Annotated in this window: 18 protein-coding genes and 1 pseudogene; 9 read left to right on the forward strand and 10 right to left on the reverse strand. The window is 52.9% G+C overall.

From position 1 onward, the window contains the following. Position 1: 1 nt before the first annotated feature. The 3 genes from leuS to BLV85_RS01815 all read right to left on the reverse strand — a co-directional run bounded on the left by leuS (position 2) and on the right by BLV85_RS01815 (position 5,291). Positions 2 to 2,611, reverse strand: a complete 2,610-nt coding sequence (gene leuS / locus BLV85_RS01805) for a leucine--tRNA ligase (protein ID WP_090411519.1) — start codon at positions 2,609 to 2,611, stop codon at positions 2 to 4. 217 nt (positions 2,612 to 2,828) lie between these two features. Then, a complete protein-coding gene (locus BLV85_RS01810; RefSeq protein ID WP_090411521.1) occupies positions 2,829 to 3,908 on the reverse strand; it encodes an AI-2E family transporter in 1,080 nt (359 codons plus the stop codon). A gap of 132 nt (positions 3,909 to 4,040) precedes the next feature. Beyond that, positions 4,041 to 5,291 (reverse strand): Zn-dependent hydrolase, encoded by a 1,251-nt coding sequence (locus tag BLV85_RS01815; protein ID WP_218132753.1) that lies wholly within the window; start codon positions 5,289 to 5,291, stop codon positions 4,041 to 4,043. Between the two features lie 106 nt (positions 5,292 to 5,397). On the opposite strand from BLV85_RS01815, the gene BLV85_RS01820 reads away from it, so the two are divergent. The 8 genes and pseudogenes from BLV85_RS01820 to BLV85_RS01855 all read left to right on the forward strand — a co-directional run bounded on the left by BLV85_RS01820 (position 5,398) and on the right by BLV85_RS01855 (position 13,180). After that, positions 5,398 to 5,826: a hypothetical protein gene (locus BLV85_RS01820; protein WP_090411523.1), complete on the forward strand. Its 429-nt coding sequence runs from the start codon at positions 5,398 to 5,400 to the stop codon at positions 5,824 to 5,826. Then, positions 5,819 to 7,249, forward strand: coding sequence for a sodium:solute symporter family transporter (locus BLV85_RS01825; protein WP_090411525.1), 1,431 nt, complete (start codon positions 5,819 to 5,821; stop codon positions 7,247 to 7,249). The genes BLV85_RS01820 and BLV85_RS01825 overlap by 8 nt, the downstream gene beginning before the upstream one ends. Positions 7,250 to 7,351: 102 nt before the next feature. Beyond that, positions 7,352 to 8,425, forward strand: coding sequence for an aspartate/ornithine carbamoyltransferase family protein (locus BLV85_RS01830; RefSeq protein WP_090411527.1), 1,074 nt, complete (start codon positions 7,352 to 7,354; stop codon positions 8,423 to 8,425). Between the two features lie 388 nt (positions 8,426 to 8,813). Then, a complete protein-coding gene (asnB, locus tag BLV85_RS01835) occupies positions 8,814 to 10,823 on the forward strand; it encodes an asparagine synthase (glutamine-hydrolyzing) (RefSeq protein WP_090411529.1) in 2,010 nt (669 codons plus the stop codon). Positions 10,824 to 10,852: 29 nt separating this feature from the next. Then, positions 10,853 to 11,590: a DUF1538 domain-containing protein gene (locus tag BLV85_RS01840; RefSeq protein ID WP_218132754.1), complete on the forward strand. Its 738-nt coding sequence runs from the start codon at positions 10,853 to 10,855 to the stop codon at positions 11,588 to 11,590. Continuing rightward, a pseudogene (locus tag BLV85_RS01845) lies at positions 11,587 to 12,389 on the forward strand (DUF1538 domain-containing protein). The gene BLV85_RS01840 and the pseudogene BLV85_RS01845 overlap by 4 nt, the downstream one beginning before the upstream one ends. 15 nt (positions 12,390 to 12,404) lie before the next feature. Then, on the forward strand, positions 12,405 to 12,755 hold the full coding sequence (locus BLV85_RS01850) for a P-II family nitrogen regulator (protein WP_090411532.1): 351 nt from the start codon (positions 12,405 to 12,407) through the stop codon (positions 12,753 to 12,755). Beyond that, positions 12,752 to 13,180: a CBS domain-containing protein gene (locus BLV85_RS01855; protein WP_090411534.1), complete on the forward strand. Its 429-nt coding sequence runs from the start codon at positions 12,752 to 12,754 to the stop codon at positions 13,178 to 13,180. The genes BLV85_RS01850 and BLV85_RS01855 overlap by 4 nt, the downstream gene beginning before the upstream one ends. A gap of 199 nt (positions 13,181 to 13,379) precedes the next feature. Here BLV85_RS01855 and BLV85_RS01860 read toward each other — a convergent pair whose 3' ends face one another. From BLV85_RS01860 to BLV85_RS01870, 3 genes are all read right to left on the reverse strand, one after another. After that, entirely contained in the window at positions 13,380 to 13,889 is a 510-nt protein-coding gene (locus BLV85_RS01860; RefSeq protein WP_090411536.1) for a DUF1269 domain-containing protein, read from the reverse strand. A gap of 195 nt (positions 13,890 to 14,084) precedes the next feature. After that, the gene (locus BLV85_RS01865) at positions 14,085 to 15,845 is read right to left on the reverse strand and encodes a tetratricopeptide repeat protein (protein WP_090411538.1); all 1,761 of its coding nucleotides are present in this window, start codon (positions 15,843 to 15,845) and stop codon (positions 14,085 to 14,087) included. Positions 15,846 to 16,082: 237 nt separating this feature from the next. Next, the gene (locus BLV85_RS01870) at positions 16,083 to 16,679 is read right to left on the reverse strand and encodes a TetR/AcrR family transcriptional regulator (protein ID WP_090411540.1); all 597 of its coding nucleotides are present in this window, start codon (positions 16,677 to 16,679) and stop codon (positions 16,083 to 16,085) included. Between the two features lie 471 nt (positions 16,680 to 17,150). On the opposite strand from BLV85_RS01870, the gene BLV85_RS01875 reads away from it, so the two are divergent. Continuing rightward, complete coding sequence (locus tag BLV85_RS01875) at positions 17,151 to 18,224, forward strand: hypothetical protein (protein ID WP_090411542.1); 1,074 nt, start codon at positions 17,151 to 17,153, stop codon at positions 18,222 to 18,224. Positions 18,225 to 18,254: 30 nt separating this feature from the next. On the opposite strand, the gene BLV85_RS01880 is transcribed toward BLV85_RS01875, so the two are convergent. The 4 genes from BLV85_RS01880 to BLV85_RS01895 all read right to left on the reverse strand — a co-directional run bounded on the left by BLV85_RS01880 (position 18,255) and on the right by BLV85_RS01895 (position 22,550). Continuing rightward, positions 18,255 to 20,054, reverse strand: a complete 1,800-nt coding sequence (locus BLV85_RS01880; RefSeq protein ID WP_176973893.1) for an alginate export family protein — start codon at positions 20,052 to 20,054, stop codon at positions 18,255 to 18,257. Positions 20,055 to 20,347: 293 nt separating this feature from the next. Continuing rightward, positions 20,348 to 20,851, reverse strand: a complete 504-nt coding sequence (locus BLV85_RS01885) for a TPM domain-containing protein (protein ID WP_090411547.1) — start codon at positions 20,849 to 20,851, stop codon at positions 20,348 to 20,350. Next, a complete protein-coding gene (locus tag BLV85_RS01890) occupies positions 20,852 to 21,730 on the reverse strand; it encodes a TPM domain-containing protein (protein ID WP_176973894.1) in 879 nt (292 codons plus the stop codon). A 232-nt stretch (positions 21,731 to 21,962) separates the two neighbouring features. Further along, complete coding sequence (locus BLV85_RS01895; protein ID WP_090411605.1) at positions 21,963 to 22,550, reverse strand: LemA family protein; 588 nt, start codon at positions 22,548 to 22,550, stop codon at positions 21,963 to 21,965. Between the last annotated feature and the right edge of the window lie 181 nt (positions 22,551 to 22,731).

Consider the following 22,731-nt stretch of genomic DNA (forward strand, 5'->3'; position numbering starts at 1 on the left):
ATCAAACAACAATATTAACCAGCTTTCCTGGAACAATGACCACCCTTTTCACAGGCCGGCCGGCAACGCTTTTTTGAATATGCTCATGAGCCAATGCCACCTGCTCGATGGCAGCATGACTGGCGTCCCTGGCCACACGAACCTGGGCACGCAGCTTGCCATTGACTTGAACCACCAGGTCCATCTCATCCTGAATCAGCGCCTGCTCATCAGCTTTGGGCCAGGATTGATCGAGCAACTCTGTACCAGGCCTGAGCTCGCGCCAGAGGATATGGCAAATATGCGGCACAATGGGTGAAAGCAGCAATACAATATTTTCCAGCGCTTCTTGCATCAGCTGACGTGCAACCGGATCATCACTGTCCTGCAGTTTGGTCAATTCGTTTATGAGCTCCATCACTGCGGCGATTGCCGTATTAAAGGTATGGCGCCGCTCCAGATCGTCAGAAACCTTGACGATCGTTTGATGCAACTGGTAGCGCAGTGCTTTGAACTCAGCCGGGAGCGCATGCTGGGTGACCGAATCAATTGCCGGCACCGCAGCATCTTGCTGTACGTGCAAATAGACCTGCCGCCACAAGCGTTTGAGAAAGCGAAAAGCGCCTTCAACCCCGGCATCCGACCATTCCAGTGTCTGGGTAGGCGGGCTGGCAAACATCATGAACAAACGCGCAGTATCGGCACCATAATGCTCGACAATTTCCTGCGGATCGACGCCATTGTTTTTGGATTTTGACATGGTGCCAATCCCACCGGACTCGACCGGCTCACCATCGGCCTGCAAGATGGCACCCGTTCTTTTGCCTGCTTCATCATACAAAATATCGACTTCAGACGGATTGTAATAATGAATACGCCCGGCACCCGTTTTACGGAAATAAATTTCATTCAGCACCATCCCCTGCGTGAGCAGATTGGAGAAAGGTTCATCACAGGATACCCCTCCCAAATCGCGCATCACCTTGCTCCAGAAACGCGAGTAAAGCAAGTGCAGGATGGCATGCTCGATGCCCCCAATATACTGATCGACTGGCAGCCAGTAATCCGCGCGCTGATCAGTCATGGCCTCATGCTGATCCGGGCAAGCATAGCGAATAAAATACCAGGAGGAATCGACAAATGTATCCATGGTATCGGTCTCGCGCCGCGCCGGTTGCCCGCAACGCGGACAGGTACATTCATAGAACGAGGGCGTTTTGGCCAATGGATTGCCAGAGCCATCCGGCACCAGGTCTACAGGCAGCACCACTGGCAGCTGGTCATCCGGCACCGGCACGACACCACAGTGTTGGCAATGAATCAGCGGAATCGGGCACCCCCAGTAACGCTGACGTGAAATACCCCAGTCACGCAACCGATAGCGTACGCGTTTCTCGCCCATTTCTTTCCGGGCCAGCGCATCCGCAATAGCATCTATGGCCGCCGCTGACTCCAGACCGGAAAACTCACCTGAATCGAAAGTGATGCCATATTCGGTGTAGGCCTGGGTCAGCGGAAGGATCAGCTCGCCACCCGCTGGTTTGATGACTACCCTGATTGGCAGGGCATGCTGGCTGGCGAATTCGAAATCGCGCTCATCATGTGCCGGGACTGCCATCACTGCCCCCTCGCCATAGCTCATGAGCACGTAATTAGCCACCCATACCGGCAATCGCTCGCCTGTCAACGGATGCATGACATATAATCCCGTTGCCATACCCTTTTTTTCTTGCGTCGCGAGTTCCGCTTCGATGGTGGCACCATGCCGGCATTCCTCGATAAAGGCAGCCAAGGCCGGTTGATCCTGGGCGGCATGCAATGCGACTGGATGCTCGGCAGCAACAGCCACATAAGTTGCCCCGATCAAGGTATCCGCACGCGTCGTAAAAACTTTCAATGCCTGCGGCATGCCCGAAGCCGTATCGGCCGGGAAGGTGATATCCACCCCATAACTCTTGCCAATCCAGTTGGCCTGCATGGTTTTCACCCGCTCGGGCCAGCCCGGCAGTTTATCCAGATCAGCCAGCAGTTCGTCCGCATACTGGGTAATGGCGAGATAATAACCAGGAATTTCACGCTTCTCCACCAGCGCGCCGGTACGCCAGCCGCAACCATCGATGACCTGCTCATTGGCCAGCACAGTCTGATCGACTGGATCCCAATTCACCACCTGGGTTTTCTGGTAGGCAATGCCTTTTTCCAGCATCCGCAGAAACAGCCATTGATTCCAGCGATAATAATCCGGATCGCAAGTGGCCAGCTCGCGGCGCCAGTCGATGCCAAAGCCCAGACTTTGCAATTGGCCACGCATATATGCAATGTTGTCATAAGTCCATTGCGCTGGCGGCACGCCGCGCTGAATGGCCGCATTCTCGGCAGGCAGGCCGAATGCATCCCAACCCATAGGCTGCAAGACGTTATAGCCTTGCATACGGCGATAACGTGATAACACATCACCGATGGTATAGTTGCGCACATGCCCCATATGCAACTTACCGGAGGGATAGGGAAACATCGACAAGCAATAATATTTTGGCTTGTCCGAAACTTCGGATACATTAAAAACCGCCTGCTCTTGCCAGTCTTGCTGCGCCTGCCGCTCAATCTCCTGAGCATGATATTTTTCTTGCATAAAATGGTGTATATCCAGCTGAAAAGCGAAAACCTGATTATACCGTGAATGCTAGTGCTTAATATGCACAGCGCCAAGAAAAGCCCAGGTGTAGGCAAGTCGCCTGGTGCTTGCCATGGAATTGATCGACTGCTTGCTTGCAATCAGCAATCGCGCGTGCAGTGATTTGCCAGATAATGGGCTCGATCAAGCCATAGCTGTTGCTTGCAGGAGCATGCTATTGGGCAACCAGCTCATCATTACTCTCCGGACATTGCTCGCGTGGCCAAGACCGAAGAATTGCCTGGATCACGGTAGCCAGAGGAATCGCAAAAAATACCCCCCAAAAACCCCAGAGTCCGCCAAACAGCAGAATGGCCGCAATGATCGCAACTGGATGCAAATTGACGACTTCGCTGAACAGCACTGGAACCAGCAGGTTCCCGTCCAGGAACTGGATGATTGCATAGGCCAGCATGACATAGTAAAAAGATGGTGCCATACCGAATTGAAAGTATGCCACCAGTGCCACTGGCAGCGTCACGACCGTAGCGCCGACATAGGGCACAAGTACCGATAAGCCGGTCAGTGTAGCCAGCAGCGTCGCATACTGGAGATTGAGATAACGAAAGATGACCCAGGTCACAAAACTCACGATCAATATCTCGATCAGCTTGCCTTGTACATAATTTCCGATCTGACGATCGACTTCGACCCACACTTCATGCGTCAAACGCCGGTCCTTGGGCAAAAAACTGATCACCCAGTTGATTAACAGCGCCTTATCCTTCAACAGAAAAAATACCAGAATGGGCACCAGCACCAAATAGATCAGGATTGTGATCAGGGTCATCAGTGAAGCAATCGAGAAACCCAATAGCCGCTGGCTCAGCCGAATCAACTCGGTATTGAAACCGGCAAACACTTCACGAATCTGTTGCTCGGAGATCATGGCAGGGTACTTGGAAGGCAGCTGCAACAAGGCTTGCTGCACTTCGATCACCATGAACGGTATTTGATGAAACAGCTGCCCCATTTGCCGTATCAGCAGCGGCAGCAACCAGAAAAAACAGGCCCAAAGTATCGCCAGAAACAGGACAAACACCACTGAGGTTGCAATCGAGCGACGCACCCCGCAAGCACGCAAGCGTCCTGCCATCGCATCGAGCAAATAGGCGATCACCAATGAAACCAGGAGCGGGGCAAGCATATGCCCAAACAACCATACCGACAATACCAGCAGCAGCACGATCAGCGCCAGCGCGACAATCTGCGGATCAGCCAGCTGCCGCCGGAACCATGTGAGAATCAAATCCATGTCAGAATTTCCTTCAGTCCTACTTGCAACGTCAGCTGGCCATGCACTCGATCCAAACATTTATCCAGGCCATTGCCATCTATACACCTGTCTGGACCAATCGAGCAATGGACAAACAAATATTTTTCATCATTAGAATGACTGCCTGGCGAAATCCAGGGCGGTATGCAGCAAAAGATTTGCACCAATTTCCACATCCTGCCAATGCGTCCATTCGTCTGGCGCATGGCTGACGCCACCAATACTGGGTATAAATATCAGACCTGTAGGCGTGATCTTGGCCATGTACTGCGCATCGTGCCCCGCGCCACTGGGCATCACCTCATAGTCCAGCTGCAATGCCTCGGCCTGGCGGCAAAACGCCTGAATCACCTCATCGGACATGGCCTGCGGCGCCAGCCAGCTCATTTGCTCAAACTCGAACATCAGATTATGTTTGCGGGCAATGGCGGATAACACTCGTCGACAGGAGTCGGCTAGATCGTGCATGACTTGTGGATCCGTGTCCCGGCCCACCAGGGTAAACTCGGCTTCCCCGGGAACAGTATGGGCATAACCGGGCTTAAGTTTCACCCACCCAATAGTTAACCGGCTTTTATCAGTACCGTCCTCGTCTATGATGCGCGGAATTTCATGCGCGAAATCGGCCAACCCCATAAACGCATCACTGCGCATATCCATCGGCGCGGTCCCGGCATGATTCGCCTTGCCTATCAGTCTCACCAGCCATTTATAAACCCCCGAAATCGCATCGACCACCCCGACTGGTTTTTTGATTCTTTCCAACACCGGCCCCTGTTCAATGTGCAACTCCAGAAAAGCACGGAAATGCTTGGGGTCGACTCTGGCATTGAGTGCTTCCAGCGCGTTCAATCCAGCACGCGTCATTTCATCCCTGAGCAACATATGATTGGCGTCATGAGCGGTTTCCAGCCACTGCGGGGTCAGTTCCCCAGCAATCGCCTGTACGCCCATCATGCCACCGAAGCGCCCCTCTTCCTCGGCAAATGCATAAACCTCCAATGGATATTGGCAATGCAGGCCATGATCTCTAACGGTCCGCATGCATTCGAGGCCCGCCAACACGCCCAAACTGCCATCAAACATACCGCCCGCAGGAACCGAATCAATATGGGAACCGATCGCCACCACCGGCCCTGAATGCTGCCCTGGCATGCTGCCAATGATGTTGCCAGCACTGTCCATACGCGCATGAAAGCCTTCCTGCTCAAATTTCCTGATCAGCCAATCCCTGGCCTGCATATCGGCCTCGGTAAACCCCATGCGGAATACACCTTTGGATTCAGCATCGTAGCCAATACGAAACAATTCGAGCAGATCATTCTGCAATCGTGGCAATTTTATCGCCATTGCTTGGGTCATAAACATTCCTCTTTAACTCAAAAAGACCCGCCTCGGGCCAGTAGGTTTTGTTTAGAGCGCAAACCAATGTTAGCATGTAAATAAATGGATAACATTGGAGCACAGCATGGGTAACACCCTGAAGCTGGTCTTGATACTGTTGCTTTTCTACGGCGGACCCGCATCAGCTGTCCAACAATTGGAATCAAGTGAAGGTTTCTTTATACTGAATTTCAATCATTACAGCATGGTCTACGATGGCCTGAAAATCACGCGGTTGCCGGTCCCACACAGCCAGGCAAAACCGGATGATTTGCAACAATTCGACATCACCGGACAGCGTCAAGTGACGCTCTCGGGTTTTGGAAACGGCGTCTATCAAGCCCGGCTCATCGACAGCCTGGGCGATAAAACGCCGGTTTTGATCGCTGAAATACATGTCCAGCACCGCTCCCTGAGTCAGGCTTTATTCCTGTTCGGCACGGGATTGGCGGTCTTCTTGCTACTGGCAGGCCTGTTATTGCATTTCCATTACAAAGAGCAAAACCATGCTTGAGGCACAACTGAGCGCGGAGCTGGCTTTAGCCATCTTGGTCGGTTTTGGCATACTGTGGATCGTCTTTGGTTGGTACTTGGGACGAAATAACCGCAGCATTGATGACTATGCCCTGGCAGGACGCAACGTTGGGCTTGCGTTTGCCACCGCGACCACCATGGCCACCTGGATTACCAGCAATACAACACTTGTCGCACCACAACTCGCCTACCAATTTGGCGTATGGGGCATGGTAGGCTATAGCATGGCAGCCTGGGGCCTGATTCTGTTCGCACCCATGGCGCAGCGAATCAAATCCCTAATGCCCCACGGCTTTACCAGCGGCGACTTCATTCGCATCCGTTACGGCAACCATGCCTGGGGCGTATTCATGATCATCTCGCTGCTTTATGCCATCAGCTGGCTGGTCAGCCTGGGGATGGCAGGCGGCATCCTGCTAGCCTCGTTAAGCGAACTGGATTATCACACCGGCATGCTGGCCATCCTGATCATATGCGTCGGCTATACCCTGCTGGGAGGATTGAAAGCGGTTATCGCCACAGATTTTGTGCAAGCGATTCTGATCCTGGCAGGTATCGTCATCATAGCCTGGGTTTGTATCGATACCGTCGGCATCGGCACCATCCACCAGAGCGTTGCCGCTTCACAACCAGAACTGCTCAATCTGGCCTTTCCTGCCGCCATCATGTTCTTGTTCAACAATATTTTCTTCGGAATAGGCGAGATCTTTCATTCCAACGTCTGGTGGTCCAGAGCCTTTGCCTTTAGAACAGGGGTAGGAAAAAAAGCCTTCTTGACCGGTGGCCTGCTATGGTTGCCGATCCCGATCGTGACCGGCTTTGTCGCACTGGCCGCGCTGACGCTGGGCATATTGCCACCAAGCGCTGACATGGTCGGACCGCTGGTAGCGGCCAAGTTACTGGGTTCTGTGGGCGCGGTTTTTGTATTTATCGTAGTTTTCTCGGCACTCGCTTCCAGCATGGACTCCCTGCTGGCCGCCACATCTGACTTGATCACCCAGGACGGTTACAAACGCTTCATCAACCCGACAGCAGACAGCGAAAGATTACTCAAAATCAATAAAAGAATTGTCATTGGCCTGGGAGTTATTACTGGGCTATTATGTTTACCCAAGATCGCGACACTCGCGGCACTGTTAAATTTCGCTGGCGCTTTTGTCGCCTCTGCTATTTGGCCTATCGTGTTCGGACTTTATCACCCCGGTCTGACTGGCCGTTTCGCCACGGCAGCCATGGCACTGGGTACATTAACTGGCTTGACGCTTTATTTTGTTGTCGGGTTTTACGTGGCAGCCTTCAGCGCTTGCTTGATGTCGCTGGCTTGTTGCCTAGCGGGACTTTTACTGGCGCCCGGTGAATTCAACTGGCAAACCTTCAAGGCATCTCAAAATGTATCTGAGTGAGTCTTTATTGACATTACTGGTCATAACAGCGTGCCTGGGCACGGCGCTGGCCCCGATTATTTTACTGCTGCTTTATAAGCGTGATCTCAAGGATAAATCATTATGGTAGATCCCAAACTCGAGGAAGTTATCCAATTTGAACGCACTCGGCCGGATGTACATGGTGATGCGCATCCCAAGAAACTGCTCAGAGCGATTGTCGAAGAAGGCAATCACTTGGCGAAATTATCCGAACAACATATTTTTTCTTCGGATCAATTCGATCGTGCAACACTGCTGCAGCTTTTCCGCCTGGCTGCCAAATATGAAGCCAATCCAGGCCGTTTCAGCACTTCCCTGAACGGCCAGATACTGATCTCGGCCTTCTACGAGCCCAGCACGCGTACCCGCTTATCCTTTGAAAGCGCGTGGCACCGTCTGGGTGGCGACATCATGTCCATCACCGACCGCTCCACTACTGGTATTGCGAAAGGCGAATCGTTGCGGGATGTCGCCGAAATGTTCAACAACTATGGCGATTGTGTCGTTTTGCGCGACAGCAATGAAGAATCGGTCAGAGAAATGATGGCGGCGCTGCGCATTCCCATCATCAACGCTGGCAATGGCACCGATGAACACCCGACCCAGGCGCTGGCCGATCTCTATACCATTTTCAAATGGCGGCCAGATTTGGTGACAAACGAGCCAGGCGAAAAATTGAAACTATGCCTGGTTGGACTGCCGGCAAAAATGCGCACTGTCCGCAGCCTGCTGAAGCTTATGTGCCATTTTCCCGATGTCTTCTCTAAAATCACAATCGTCAACGATAAACAAAAAAATGAGATGTTCGCTCATGGTCAGTTGGCACAGCTTGAACAAGCCGGACTGCAAATTGACGCCGCCAATGATCTTTATGAGGTCTTGCCGGAAGCGGACGTGGTTTATATCAATGCGATCGCCTGGGAAGGCAATGCCTATAAGCAGTATGGCAAGCGCTACCACCTGAATGCCCAATCGCCCCTCAAATCCGATGCGATCGTTCTGCATCCGCTGGCACGAAGTGTTGAATTATGCACCAGTCTGGATGATACGCCGCATAACTGGTATTTTTCGCAGGCCAGGGGGGCCGTATTTCTGAGAATGGCATTGCTCACCTGCCTAGTCAAACGCGCAGAAAGGGTGCTGGATGTTATCTAGTACTCCGTTCCGCCAAACCGCTTACATGAAATCGCGCCTTCGCCTGTCATGCGTTGTTGCAAATCCTCGCCATAGCTACGGCTATGACTGCGGTTTGCGCCTAGCCTGGCAGGCGAATCCATCGATTTCATTTGTAAGCTAATTGACGGAACGGAGTACTAGTCTTGCCTGCCCTGCTACTATGGCCACCCCCCGGCGTTCACGGCTGGGCATCTGCTTGCCGCCCCAAATACAATGTTCCAGATAAACGTGCCCCTGTTCACATGAAGCACAATCTTTCTGGACGCCACTGCTGGCCGAGAAACTCTGGCAACTCTGGCCGGAGAACCTGTTTCCATGAATCTTTACTCGCACCACGCTTGCGTGGCGCCACAACTAGGAGCTGATAATGTGCGGAATCGCCGGCATCTTTGCCAACTCCCCTGAACGAAATATAGACTCCCAGATATTGGTCAATATGGCCGCCATCATGCATCATCGAGGGCCGGATAACTATGGCTACTGCAATCCCAAACAAGTCGGCATCGGCATGAGTCACGCCCGGCTATCGATCATCGACCTGAATGAAGCCCGGGGCCGCCAGCCCTTTATTTTGCACGGCGGTCAAATCATTTTTGCGCACAATGGCGAATTCTATGATTATCAACGCCTGCGTGGCGAGCTGACCATGCAGGGCGTACGCTTTGAGACAAAAAGTGATTCCGAAATCGTACCGCATCTCTATCTGCAGACCGGCATGGATCACACCCTGCGACAACTGCGCGGTGAATTCGCTTTCTCTCTTTACGACGAACAGACCGACACCCTGTATCTCGTCCGTGACAGATTTGGCATCAAGCCCCTTTACTGGTCCCAGACCGCCAATCACATTGTTTTCGGCTCGGAGATCAAGGCGATACTGGCCCATCCGGAGGTCACCCCGGCATTCGACAGCCAAGGATTATTTCATCAATTGATCCAGGTAATGGTGCCGGGTACAACCGCTTTTAAAGGCGTGCATCAGGTCGAACCTGGCCACATGCTGAAAATCACGCGCCGGAACAGTGAGTTTCAGGTTGAGACCATTAAATACTGGGACATGCATTTTCCAGTCCCGGCAGAACGCGCCAGGCATGATGACGAATATTATATTACCGGCGTGCGCGACCAATTGCTGCAGGCCGTGCAGCTGAGACTGAATGCCGATGTGCCGGTCGGTTGTTATTTATCGGGCGGCATAGATTCCTGCTCCATTCTCGGACTGGCTTCCGCAATCTCTCAGGAGCCGATCCGTGCGTTCACCATCAGTTTCGACGACGAAGCATATGACGAAGCCAGCATCGCCGCTGAAATGGCGCATGCCGTAGGAGCCGAACAAGATGTTCTGAAACTGAACGCCGATCTGCTATATGATAATTTTGCCCGCACTATCTGGCATACCGAGCGCACCATCTACAATACGCTGGCTGTAGCAAAATTGATGATGAGCCAGCATGTCACACACCACCACTATAAAGTGGTATTGACCGGAGAAGGCTCCGATGAGCTATTCGCCGGTTATCCGGCATTCAGAAAGGATATGTTTCTGCATGGCATGGAAGGATTGCATGCCGAACAAGCCGCCGAATGGCAACACACGCTATCCGAGTCCAACAAGTTGTTCCAGGGTGCAATGCTGCCCAAGGACGAATATGTATCGTCGGCAATCAATCGCAAGGTTGGCTTCACTCCCAGCTGCCTGCAACCGTGGCTGGGCTGCTCGGATCTGGCACGTCAGCTGCTGAATGACGAGCGACGGGCAGAGCTTGCTGATTACGAGCCAGGCGAGGCCATTGCCGCGCGCCTGGATGAAAATTATCTTAAAGACCGCCACCCCCTGGATAAAGCGCAATATGTCTGGATCAAGACCATGCTCGAAGGGCAAATCCTCACTTGGGGTGGTGACAGGGTCGATATGGCCAACTCGATGGAAGCCCGGCCGGCCTTTCTCGATCATCATCTGGCAGAGTTTGCAGCCACCATCCCGCCCGAATTGAGAATCAGGGGAAATAATGAGAAATATGTGCTGAAAGAAGCGATGAAGCATCTGCTGCCAACTACCTTGTACGAACGTCAGAAATTTGCCTTCATGGCCCCCCCTGCCCATACGGATGACAAGAAATGGCAGAAACTCAAGGCATTATTTGCCCGTTACGCTTCACCTGAGCAATTGAAGCAAGCCGGCCTGATCAACGCCGACTATTTGCAATACCTGATGGAAAAGCAGGAAAATAGCGAAACACCGGCCGCCGACAAAATTCAGATCGATGCGATACTCAATCATGTGCTGGGCGTCATGTTGCTGCATCACCACTTTATTGAACAGGATCTCTCGCAATTGGCGCACGACAAGGCACAGCAATTGGGATGGGTCGTATAGGAAGTTGATCTAAAAACAAGAGGTTCTTTTTGGCAAGCTTAATTCGTGCATTTCTGGCGTCTTTATTACGCAGTGGGCGTGACCTCCTCCCAATCATCGGCGTAGTCGCTTTTTTTCAGCTGCTCGTGCTGCAACAGGCGCTGCCTCAATTTACTGAAGTGGTGCTCGGCACCTTGCTGGTTGTGGTTGGGCTGACCTTATTCATCTATGGCCTCGAAATGGGTTTATTCCCGATCGGCGAAAGCATGGCGCACGCATTCGCGCGCAAAGGCAGTATCCCATGGTTGCTCACCTTTGCTTTTGCACTCGGCTTCAGTACGACCATTGCCGAACCGGCCCTGATCGCCGTTGCTGGCGAAGCTGGCAGGATGGCGGCACAAACGGGCGTGGTGATGGATACGCCAGCGGCAATCGCCGACTATGCGCTGGGACTGCGTCTAACCGTAGCGCTCGCTGTAGGGTGCGCGGTAATGCTCGGGGTCATCCGCATCATCAAGGGCTGGCCGATCCATTACCTGATCATTGGTGGTTATGTATGGGTGATCATCATGACACTGTTCGCCCCGGCAGAAATTGTCGGCATTGCTTATGATTCTGGTGGCGTCACCACTTCCACCATTACGGTACCGCTGGTCACAGCACTCGGTGTCGGTCTGGCGGCTTCGATACGCGGACGTAATCCAATGCTTGACGGTTTTGGTATCATTGCTTTTGCCTCACTCACCCCGATGATCTTTGTCATGGGATATGGAATAATCATGTCATGAGCTGGTTGCTTGCCCTCTTTGATACCTTGATTGCAACGCTGGGAGACATCTTTCCCATTGTAGCCATCCTATTCGGTTTTCAGCTCCTGATTCTTCGCCGTCCCCTCACCAATGCGCCACGCGTATTGTTCGGTTTTTTGTTCGTATTGCTCGGTTTGACTTTATTCCTGGTTGGATTGGAGCGCGCCCTGTTCCCAATCGGACGATTGATGGCCGAGCAATTGACAGCGCCGGATTTTCTAAGGAATGCAGGCCCGTTACAGGATATCCCACTCGCCTGGGCCGATTATTACTGGGTACTGATCTTTGCCTTCACCATTGGTTTTGCCACAACGCTTGCCGAGCCCTCTCTGATCGCTGTCGCATTGAAAGCCAACCAAGTTTCAGGCGGGCGATCCATGCGACCGCACTACGCATTGCAGTCGCGCTGGGCGTTGCAACTGGAATCACGCTGGGCGTATTCCGCATTATCACCGGACTGCCGATCCAGTGGTTTATCATTGCCGCTTATGTGGTTGTGGTGCTCCAGGCTTGGCGGGCACCACGCATGATCGTACCGCTTGCTTTCGACTCGGGTGGAGTTGCCACCTCCACAGTCACCGTACCGATTATCGCTGCGCTCGGACTGGGACTGGCTGAATCGGTCCCTGGGCGTGATCCGCTCATCGATGGGTTTGGTTTGATTGCATTTGCCTGTCTGTTCCCAATCATAACCGTCATGGCCTATGCACAAATTGCCGAATACCGTGCCAGCAGGCGCAAACCAGACCCAGACCCTGATAAGACCAACACCTCATGACAAGGAGCGCCTGAAGTGCATTTCAAACTGATTATCACCTTAGTGGACGATAACAAGACCGAGCGCGTCATGGAAGCTGCCCGCCAATCGGGCGCAACCGGCGCCACCATCATTACCAGTGCCCGTGGTGAAGGCGTGGAAAGAGCCAAAACCTTTCTGGGCTTGTCACTGGAAACCCAGCGGGATGTCGTGATGCTGCTCGTCGAAGAACATTTGTCCCGTCTCATTCTTGAAAGAATAGCCGAGGTTGGTGAATTCGACATGACTTCCGGTACCGGGATCGCGTTCCAGATAGACGTTGAGGATGCTGTCGGAGTAGCCCATCAAATCGAGAAGCTCTCCACCGTCGTGGAGAAGAAGCTATGAAAGAAGTCAAATCGGTGCGCGTAAAAGACGTAATGAAACAGGATTTCGACCTGGTCGATGGCATTATGACCGTGGCCGAAGCGCTCAAGGAAATGCGCAATCCTCATACCGGTGCATTCATCGTTAACAAGCGCTCGACCAATGATGAGTACGGGATTGTCATGCTCTCCGACATCGCCAAGAAAGTGCTTGCAAAAGATCGCTCTCCCGCCAGAGTCAATGTCTACGAGATCATGTCCAAGCCGGTACTGGGCGTATCACCACATATGGACATCCGCTATTGTGCACGCTTGTTCGACCGGTTTGGTCTGTCCCTTGCGCCCGTGATCGATGCTGGCCATGTGGTCGGAGTAGTCAGTTATACCGATATGGTCATACAGGGCATGCTCAATGAATGGTTGGATGATAACGAGATGAGAGAGTAGATTTTGTCTAAAATGGCAGCTGACCTGCCACATATTATCGTCTTTCCGGTATGGACTGCACACCTTCCCGACCCATGAACAGCACGAGCCTTACCGAAAAGAAAAACCGCCCGCTATCCTCGGATACCTGTTCACAAGCCGCAAAACCATACAATCCATACCATCTGTCACCCTGATCAATAATGGCGATCACATCCGATCAAGGGAATGCTGGCACCCTGGGTTCCGTACTTTCAACTTCCACTTCCGGGATATGCTGTTTCACACGTTCCTCAATTTCTTCAACCCGGGCAGCAGGTACATCGGCCAGCACAAGCATATGCCCAGCTTCGATTGCCTCTTCGAATTCCTTGATGCGCCGGTTACCAATACTCATTCCCACCATGCCACTTATCCATGCTCCGATCCCAGCGCCCGCCAATGCACCGGCAAGCAGAACACCGCCAGCAATCACGGTCGAAGCGGGAGGCAGCGCAACCGCAACCAGACCAGCCAATGCGCCCGTAGATCCGCCCACTGCGAGCCCTTGTTGAACTGCCGGCACAAAATCGCTTTTCTGCAACAAGCTGGCCTCGGGCAAATTTTCAAGCGGCGTGCCGCGCTTGGCAATAACATGGATATGTTTCTCCTCGATCCGGGCCAATAGCAATTCATCGACAATTTTCTTTGTGACGTCAATATTCGGTACAAGAAAATAGATTCTTCGCATGATAACCTCCTTGAATTAGGTTAAGAAGCCTGCAGGAAGAGATAAATAAGATATTTTTCATCCCTTCTGGTTCCAATAATAGTGAGCTCTTGCTGTGAAAGCAATGGCAAAGGTATATGTGCCGTCAATTACTGACAATTCATGCTATCGCAACTGCAACTGGTAGATAAATAGATTCTTGCCCTATCGCAAATTTTACATGCGTTTTAACGACCGGCTGAAACGTGAAGCGGTGAGCGTGACATCCGCCTGCTCCCAGGCTTTTTTAAAACGCGCCTCGATGACACTTGCCTCGCTTGTCTTGTTCTGCGCACGCAAGGCCTGCAGCAGGCCGAAAAGTGCCCAGCCATTGTCACGATTGCGCCGCAGGTCTTCCCAATAGACGGTCTCGGCTTCATCGGGCAGCCCTGCTTCCAGCAGAATCGCTCCCAGCGCCAGACGTGGCGGATAATGCCATTCGGTCGGTTCCGTATAAACCAGACTGTCTTCGTACCGGATTGCACGATCGAGATGTGCGATAGCGGCATCGAATTCTCCCCGGGCTGCCGCAATTTCACCCGCCAACACTTCCGGCCCAATTTTCAATACGCTGAGCGCCGTATTGCTGGAAAAAAGTGGCATATCCAGCGCAGGATCCTGCACAATCGCGCGCAACTGCTTCAGCTCCTGTTCAGCCAGCGGCAATTGCCCTGTGGCCACATGCGCCAATCCACGCACGTAATGCCAGCTGCCTTTGAGAAATAAATTGCCAGCAGGCGGCGCAGGTTCTGCAAGCACTTGCTGCCAATGACCGAAGCGCGCCAGCGTCCAGTAAGGCACCACTCGGAAAACCGCAGTGAAAGGCATCTCGCTCAGGACAGCATCGCTGATTTTGCCGGCAATCGCGCGTGCGCTTTCCAGCGCAGCCTGACTCTGGCCGCTGGCAGTCGCGGCAAACCAGAGGAAATGAATATTATGCGGATAATAGGCCATCGGATATAACCCCTGCGCCCGGCACTGCGCAATATAATCTTCATCGGCAGCGATCGCCATTTGATTGCTTTTCATGGCATCCGCGTAACGCCCCACGCGCTGATAGATATGCGAAGGCATGTGAATCATATGCCCTGCTGCCGGCATCAACGTCAGCAAAGTATCCGCCGCTTGTTCGGCACGCTCGGGTGTGGCCGTTGGCTCCATCAGGTGGATATACATATGCAAGGCGCCAGGATGCTTGGGATGCCGGCGCAGCACTTCCTCGGTCAAGGCCACGATTTCCTTGGTGCCATCATAGGGCCGGCCATCCCGCATCCAGTAACCCCAGGGGCGCAGATCCATCATCGACTCCACATAGAACATTGTGATATCCGGATCATCCGGGAAGCGCGCATGCACGTCACGCATCGCATCGGCATAAGCCTTGTCATTCACGATCCGATTGCTGGCAGTGCCTGAATAGCGCTTTTCCAATGCCAGAATCAGGGCTTGTTCCTTGGGTGTGGCCGAGGCCATGAGCGATTTGGCTTTCTGGATCAGCGCCAGCGCCTGCGGCTCTTCATTCTCCTCCATCATGGCATTAATGTTCGGGCCCAGTACCAGCGCCTGCCCCCAGTAGGCCATGGCAAGACCAGGGGCAAGCCGGGCGGCCTCGCGGAAGGCTCGGCGAGCCTCGGCATGATTAAAGCCATAAGCAAGATTGATACCTTGATTGATAAATAGCTGCGCCCTTTCATTGCGCGTACTGACTGGAAAAGTATGCACGCCGAGGTTCTGCAGTCTGGGCGCGAGCGCCCCATCCGGCCCCGTTTGATCCGGCACCTCCGCTGCCGCATAGTGGACATGATTCGCTGCCAGCTTGGCAGCCTCCCAGCTGTCCCCGGTGTGGACCTGATCTTTGTTCGGCACCTGCGAGCAAGCAATGCCTGTCACGCTTATGGCCAAGCCTGCCAATAAATACTTGATGGTATGAGTGTTCATATACGCCTCCTTAAATTGTTCCCAAGCGGCAGTCATGCCAACTTGATTCGGCACTTACCCAACCCGGCAATATTGGGCTGGTCAGTGAAAAATACTGCGCTGTTCGGTAGGCAAATTGACAGCGCCTCGATCGCGAGCCGATGCTTGCGCAGATATGACAGACAAATCTATTGTCGGGTATTGGGCATCCAATTTGCCCTTGATAAATGACCAGTCCTCTTACTCCGGTTCATAAAACTACGCTCTAAAATAATCACCCAGCAAATCCTGGCAACACTGTTTAGCCGGTGCCGATGACTTGTCAATTTTCGATCGCAACATGGCACCCTGCCAAGTATTGACCAATAAATCCGCCATCGCTTTTGCCGATTTATCCTGTCTAATTGTCCCCTGTTGCTGGGCCCTGGCCAAGCCGGTCTGCAGCAGATCCCGATAACGCTCGACGGCAGTCTGGAGTGATCTCTGGCAAATCTCGCTCGTATCACCGATTTCACCCATCAGATTACCCAACAGGCAGCCCCCCTGGTAGTCATTTTGTTCGAGCTCGGAGACAAGCTGGTCAAAATAATCCACGATCGCTGCAAGCGCATCGGCCTCAGGCTGTTGCAGGCAGGCGCTTAATTGCCTGATGTACGGATCAATATAGTGCTGAATGACTGCGGCACCGAAGTCTTCCTTACTGGCAAAATAGTTGTAAAAAGAGCCCTTGGGAATACTGGCCGCATCAAGAATCTCTTGGAGTCCGGTACCATGATAACCCTGCTGGATCAATATCTTGACGCCATGATTCAGCAAGGTATCTTTTTTCGCTTCTTTTTTCTGTGATGGCAACATATCAACATAATACGACCGGTTGTCTTGCTTCGTCAACAAAGACTGAAAATCCACACACATTCGTCAGACCCCGGCAAAGCTGGCGAATGCCGAACCCATCCGTACCGGGTTTGTCATATACACACATCCAGACCAGTTTTCCCCGCACTGGCAATCCATGTTTTCAATGTCCGATTTCAAGCAGCATGGTCCATGCAATGCACCATAAAATAGACGAGGAATGATTCTCAGCTTCGTGCCTCCTGCCAAACATTGCATGGCGCATATATTCTTTTATAACAATATATTATCCAGATAAAATAGCGATCGACCGATTATTCCAAAACAATCGGCTCGGCACGCCAAAGGATATTTTACGTAACCCTCAAAACTCCGTTAAACTGATAAGATGGCTTATGTCCGCTAGGGCCGCACTCTGAACAGCCGAACGGGAGCGCGAGCGGCAATTTCAACCACTCTCAGAAGGAAACCATGTTGAGCAAGAAAGAAACTTCAATCTTATTCCTGTCATTATTCATGGGGCTGGCCGGCGGATTTCTGTCGCACCAAGGCCTGCCCACTCTATCCGCCTCGGAGCAGGAAATCCCTCCAAATTCCAGAAATGCTCTGCCGCACACTCCACGCATCGCCACCGAAGCATTGATCCTGACCGATCAGTCGGGCACACCGCGTGCGCGCTTTGAAATCACTGCCGCAGGAGAACCACAGCTCGTATTGCTGAACAAAAAAGGCACTGCTCTCGCACAGCTGGGCACCCCAAATGCCGGTCTCCCTGAATTAGTCCTGAATGACAATGAGGGCAAATCGCGGGTCCGCGTGGCCATGACGGCGGACGGATCGCCGGAACTGGAATTACACGACGCCAAGGGCGCAGGGCGCGCCGCCCTGTTCTTTGTGGATCACAACCCGCGGCTGTTACTGCGTGATCAGGAAGAAAAACTGGAAGTCACAATGGAGGCCATCCCGGATCAACCGGCCCTGACCATACAAAAGGATGGCAAGACACGCGCCGCCCTGGCACCAGATCATCTCCTGCTGACTGACAAGGACAATACACCGCGTCTGAGTCTGCGCGTGCACCAGGGGGGCGAACCGAGCATCAGCCTGAAAGACAATGAAGGAAGCCGGTTATTATCACTCTCGATACAGCCGCTGCCGAAAACCGAAGAACCCCTGGTCGCGCTATATGACAAAAAAGACCGTCTGCGGGCTGGACTCAATCTCGATGAAGAGGGCCGGCCCAACTTCATTCTCCGGGATGGCCCCCTGCTATCCCTGGTCGACAAGGCCGGTAAAAACGGGATTTACCTGAGTCTGGAAAAAGATGATCGGCCCAGCGTTTATTTAAGTGCACTCAATGGACAGCGGGAAGCATTTCTCGGTCTCCGCAAAAAAGGGGAACTGGCGCTGGACTTCATGAACGGCAGTGCCTTCCCGCGGGCCAGTCTGTTGCTGGATAACGAAGGCGCTCCCCTGCTTCAATTACGCGGCAAGGATGAGAAACTGCTGTGGTCTGCACCAGCATCAGAGGGAAGCCAACCATGATGCTTCCCCACTCTCGATCAGGACCCGCAGCTAAAACATGAATTCAGTCCAGAAATAGGCATAGTTCATATTGCGGTCGACAGGACTCTCGGGCGCATTCCGGGCAAAGGAACCGAATGCGAAGTGCATATACCCGGCCTGCAGAAACAAATTATCCAGCACCTGCAGCCGGGTCCGGATTTCCAGTGTATGCCCCAGAAAACTGCCAGATTGCCCACTGGGATCCCTGAGGCCGGTGCCCACCCAGGGCGCGGTCGGGTCTGCCAGCCAGTTGGCCCGATGCTGAAAGAAAATCCAATAACGATTGCTCGGTTGCACCAGCAGCCGGTAGCCGGAGGAAATCAGATTGTTTCGCTGAAAGGGGCCCAGAATGCCTGTCGGTGTCAATTCAAACGAGCGCCGGCCATAGAGTATGTCGAAACCGGGTGAAGCATAATCAAACCGCATCAGAAACTGCGGCTTCCATGGATAATCAAAGGTATAGCCCAGCTCTCCATGGTGGAAATGGGCAAAATTGGCCAGCTCGCCGATTTTGCCGAACTGATAGTCGGATTCAATTTCAAATTCCCATTCCTTCACCCCACCACGCTTGAAGAAGCGATAGCCCAGCATCGTGAAATCTCGGTACGGCCCTGGATTGGAGTGTCCGTGATAGCTCAATTCCGTACGCAGCCAGGGCACGGCATCCAGGGAAGGCAGTGTCACATAGCTCCCCCATAAGAAATTCTCATTATCGTCCAGGAAAGGATTGAGCGCCCGTTCAAACTTATCGACTGGCCACACGGCAAAAGTATTAGACTGAAACCCACCCGGCTGACCCAATTTCCAATACAAGCCATCGAAGGCATTGGTCGTATTGCGGAAGTTATTGCGGGCAATCCACCGCCCGCGCCCCAAGTCCATATTGACGCGCCCCACTCGAATTTCCGAGGGCAAGCCGGTGCCAAAAAAATCCTTGAAAATCAGATCGAGATGCAATTGCTGAATTTCGGTCTTATCGATGTGGGTGGTGCCCACATTGGAATCGGCGTGAGTAAGATACGCGCGTGAATCCTGCAATTCCACAGTCAAACGAAACGGGTCGAGAATATCCTTGATCGAAAAGAATAGCCGGGTCCGCAGGGCAAGTTGCTGATCCACCGCACGCAGGCCTCGCCGGAATTGGCCATTCATGTGCTCAAAGCGAGTACGATGTTCACCCCCAATGGTCAGCCAGCGGGGAAGATTGGCTTGTCTGGCGAAATAGCCGGGGCCTATTTGCACCTTATCCAGAATTTCGTCATAGATCCCCAGACTTCTCGCATAAATGCCGATAAGCCGCTTGACCCGTTCCGCCCCCTCGGCCTCCTTGGCCTCCTTGGCTGACACTGCCGCCACCGGCTCAATCTCTTCCACTCCCAGCAGCCGTTTGGTTCTTTCCGCGGGGCTCAATTCTTCGAGTTCGCGCCTTTCCCTCTCGCCCTCATCCAGCTGCAGCAGACGTTGCTGAACCTTCTCCGGGGGGAGTAACTGTTCGGCTTCAGCGGATACCGGGACCGCATCCAGACTCTCCGCTGCGGAGATGCTTTCTTCCATGTCAACCGGCGCGGCATCGGCCACAACATCATGACGCTCCAGCATATGCAACCATTCCAGCAGGGTTGAACGTTCCTGCTCCGGCGCGAGGGGTTTGGAATCTGTCGCCACCTGCTCTTGAACAACCGCCCGCCTGGCAGGAAAGCCGGGTTTCTCCCCGGAATTGGAATCAGCAATTTGTGTATCGGGCAAATGCACACAGCCAGATGCCAGCAGCAGCGGCAACAGCACAGAACAGGCAATATTCTTTAACATTGGATATCGAGAAGATGGGCGTCGCGCTCGGGCGGGCACCGAAAGCGTCATCGTTGACGCCTATCTTGAATTGAAAGCACTATGGATATAATCAAAAGCCATTAAAAAACAGAACAGCTGCCAATAACTATACTCCATGTTATATCCTATTGTCGATGACGCACGCGCGGCATGGCCGCTTCGAACCGGAAAAGGGCAGCGTCCGCTGACTGGATTATTTTCCATATCAAAATGACAGGATTCACGCCATCAAAAACCGGCAATTATATTGCTGGCAGTCATCCCGCCCGGCACTACAAGACCACCGGCTTATCGAGCAGCGCGTTCCTGTCATGCGGAGACTTCTCTTCCGGAAAATGCTTTCGCAATACCTGGCCAACCCTGTCGATGCCCATGACCACTCCCGCTTCAAATTGCTTTTGCCGGAAAAATGCCTCGACTTCATGGCAGAGGGTTTCCCAGCCCTGCTCGCCAATCACCGCATGAATGCCGCGGTCCGCCACAATCTCAATATCGTGATCAGCCACCAGCAAATAAATCAATACCCCATTATTGTGGGGCGTATCCCACACTCCCAGCAAAGAAAACAACTCCAGCGCGCGTTCCCGGGCGGTTTGCCCTTTGAGCAGAGGCGTAAAATTCAACGCTGCTTCTACTGCAAACACAATCTCACCACTATGCCCGGTTTCTGCCTGGCTGATGCTTTGTTCGATAACATCCAGGGATGCCTGCGGAAACATTCTCCTGACCGCCAATTGGCCGGTCACAAGATGCCGCACCATGCGCATGATATTCATCTACCATCTCCCCGAGGCGCCACCGCCTCCGAATCCTCCACCACCCCCGCCGAAACCTCCACCAAAACCACCCCGGCTACCGCCTGTCCAGCGCCCATGCGCGCCCCGATAAATGCCTCGATTGAGGCTACCAGTCAGGCTGAAAACAAAAACCGCAACCGCGAGCAGAATGGCCATCGCCAGAGAAGTGAATATCAACCAAACAATCACCCCCGCCATGCCACCAGTGACCGTGGCACCAGGAAGTCTGCCCAGACTGGCCTGCAATATCCTGCCAAGCACCAGAAATATAACCAGGATTGGCAACAGACTATCCGGAGCCAGGTTCATCTCCCCGGAAACATCGGCCCCGCGTTTGGATACCGGTGCTGGCAAGGGCTCTCCTTCGATCACATTGATGATGCCTTGAATGCCTGCCTCTATTCCTTTTGCATATTTTCCAGATCGAAATTCGGGCACGATAATTTCATCAATAATGCGGCGAGCTATTGCATCAGGCAGCGCACCCTCCAAACCATACCCAACCTCGATACGCAGCGATCTGTCCTGCTTTGCGATCAACAGCAAAATGCCATCGTCTACGCCTTTGCGACCAAGCCGCCAGTTCTCGGCAACGCGTATCGCATATTGCTCGATGGTTTCCGGCTGGGTTGTCGGAATAATCAGCACCGCCAGCTGGCTGCCTTTCTCCGCCTCGAATTTCGCCAGCAACTTTTCCAGCCGCTTGGTTTCTTGACTGGCAAGTGTCGCCGTCAAGTCTGTCACTCGTGATTTGAGAGCGGGAACGGTCACTTCTGCAGCGCACAATGTTGCCAGGCATAACAACCCAACAAGCAACAGCAGTTGATGACGATTAGGTATGATTTTCACGCAATGCATGCAACAATCCAATCTATATTCCGGAAGAATTTAGTAGTAGCCTTTTCCTGACTCTGTCCTGAAAGCAGGCTAGGAGGCTGTCCGAGAATAGACTGATCTACTGCGGACGAACCTGCCGGGCTGGATTTTTCGATCCTTTTCGTTGAATAGAACCACTATTCGCCTCAAATGATCGAAAAATCCCGCTCAGCCAGCTTCGCCCTCGCTACGATCGCCATTCTCGGACAGCCTCCTAATTAAATTCAACCTTGGGTGGAATCGAGAGTTCTTTTTCGTTCTCGACCGTGAAACTCGGTTTGAGTTGAAAACCAAACATCCTGGCTGTGAGGTTGCTCGGAAAGGAACGTACGGTAACGTTGTACTCCTGTACAGCCTTGATATAGCGATTGCGCGCGACGGTGATACGGTTCTCGGTTCCTTCGAGCTGTGCCTGCAAATCACGGAAATTGGCATCCGATTTGAGCTGGGGATAATTCTCCGCCACCACCAGCAAACGCGCCAGGGCACTCGACAATTCACCCTGCACGCTCTGGAATCTGGCAAAGGCTTCCGGGTCGTTGATAAGCTCAGGCGTCGCCTGGATATTGCCGACCTTTGAACGGGCATTTGTCACACCCAGCAAGACTTCTTTCTCTTGCGCAGCAAATCCTTTGACAACATTCACCAGATTGGGAATCAAGTCGGCACGGCGCTGATATTGATTCAGCACCTCTGCCCAACTGGCTGTGATCTGCTCGTCGGTGGACTGTAATGTATTGTAACCACAGCCACCCAGCGCCAGCGTCACAAGCAGCATCAAAACAAGCAAAGCATTATGCATAATCATTCCCCTGAAAAAATTAAAGCCTCATGAACGCGAACAGACATGACAATTATAACCCTGCGCACCGTCATGCAAAGACTCATCCCGAATCTGTGCATGCTCGAAGGAAACGCCGAGCCCACATGCGCGAGGAAACTGAAACCATGTAGAATGAACTGATAAAGCATTCCGGTCGTCA

Origin of the sequence: Nitrosomonas halophila (genome assembly GCF_900107165.1) — a bacterium.
Lineage (GTDB): Bacteria > Pseudomonadota > Gammaproteobacteria > Burkholderiales > Nitrosomonadaceae > Nitrosomonas > Nitrosomonas halophila.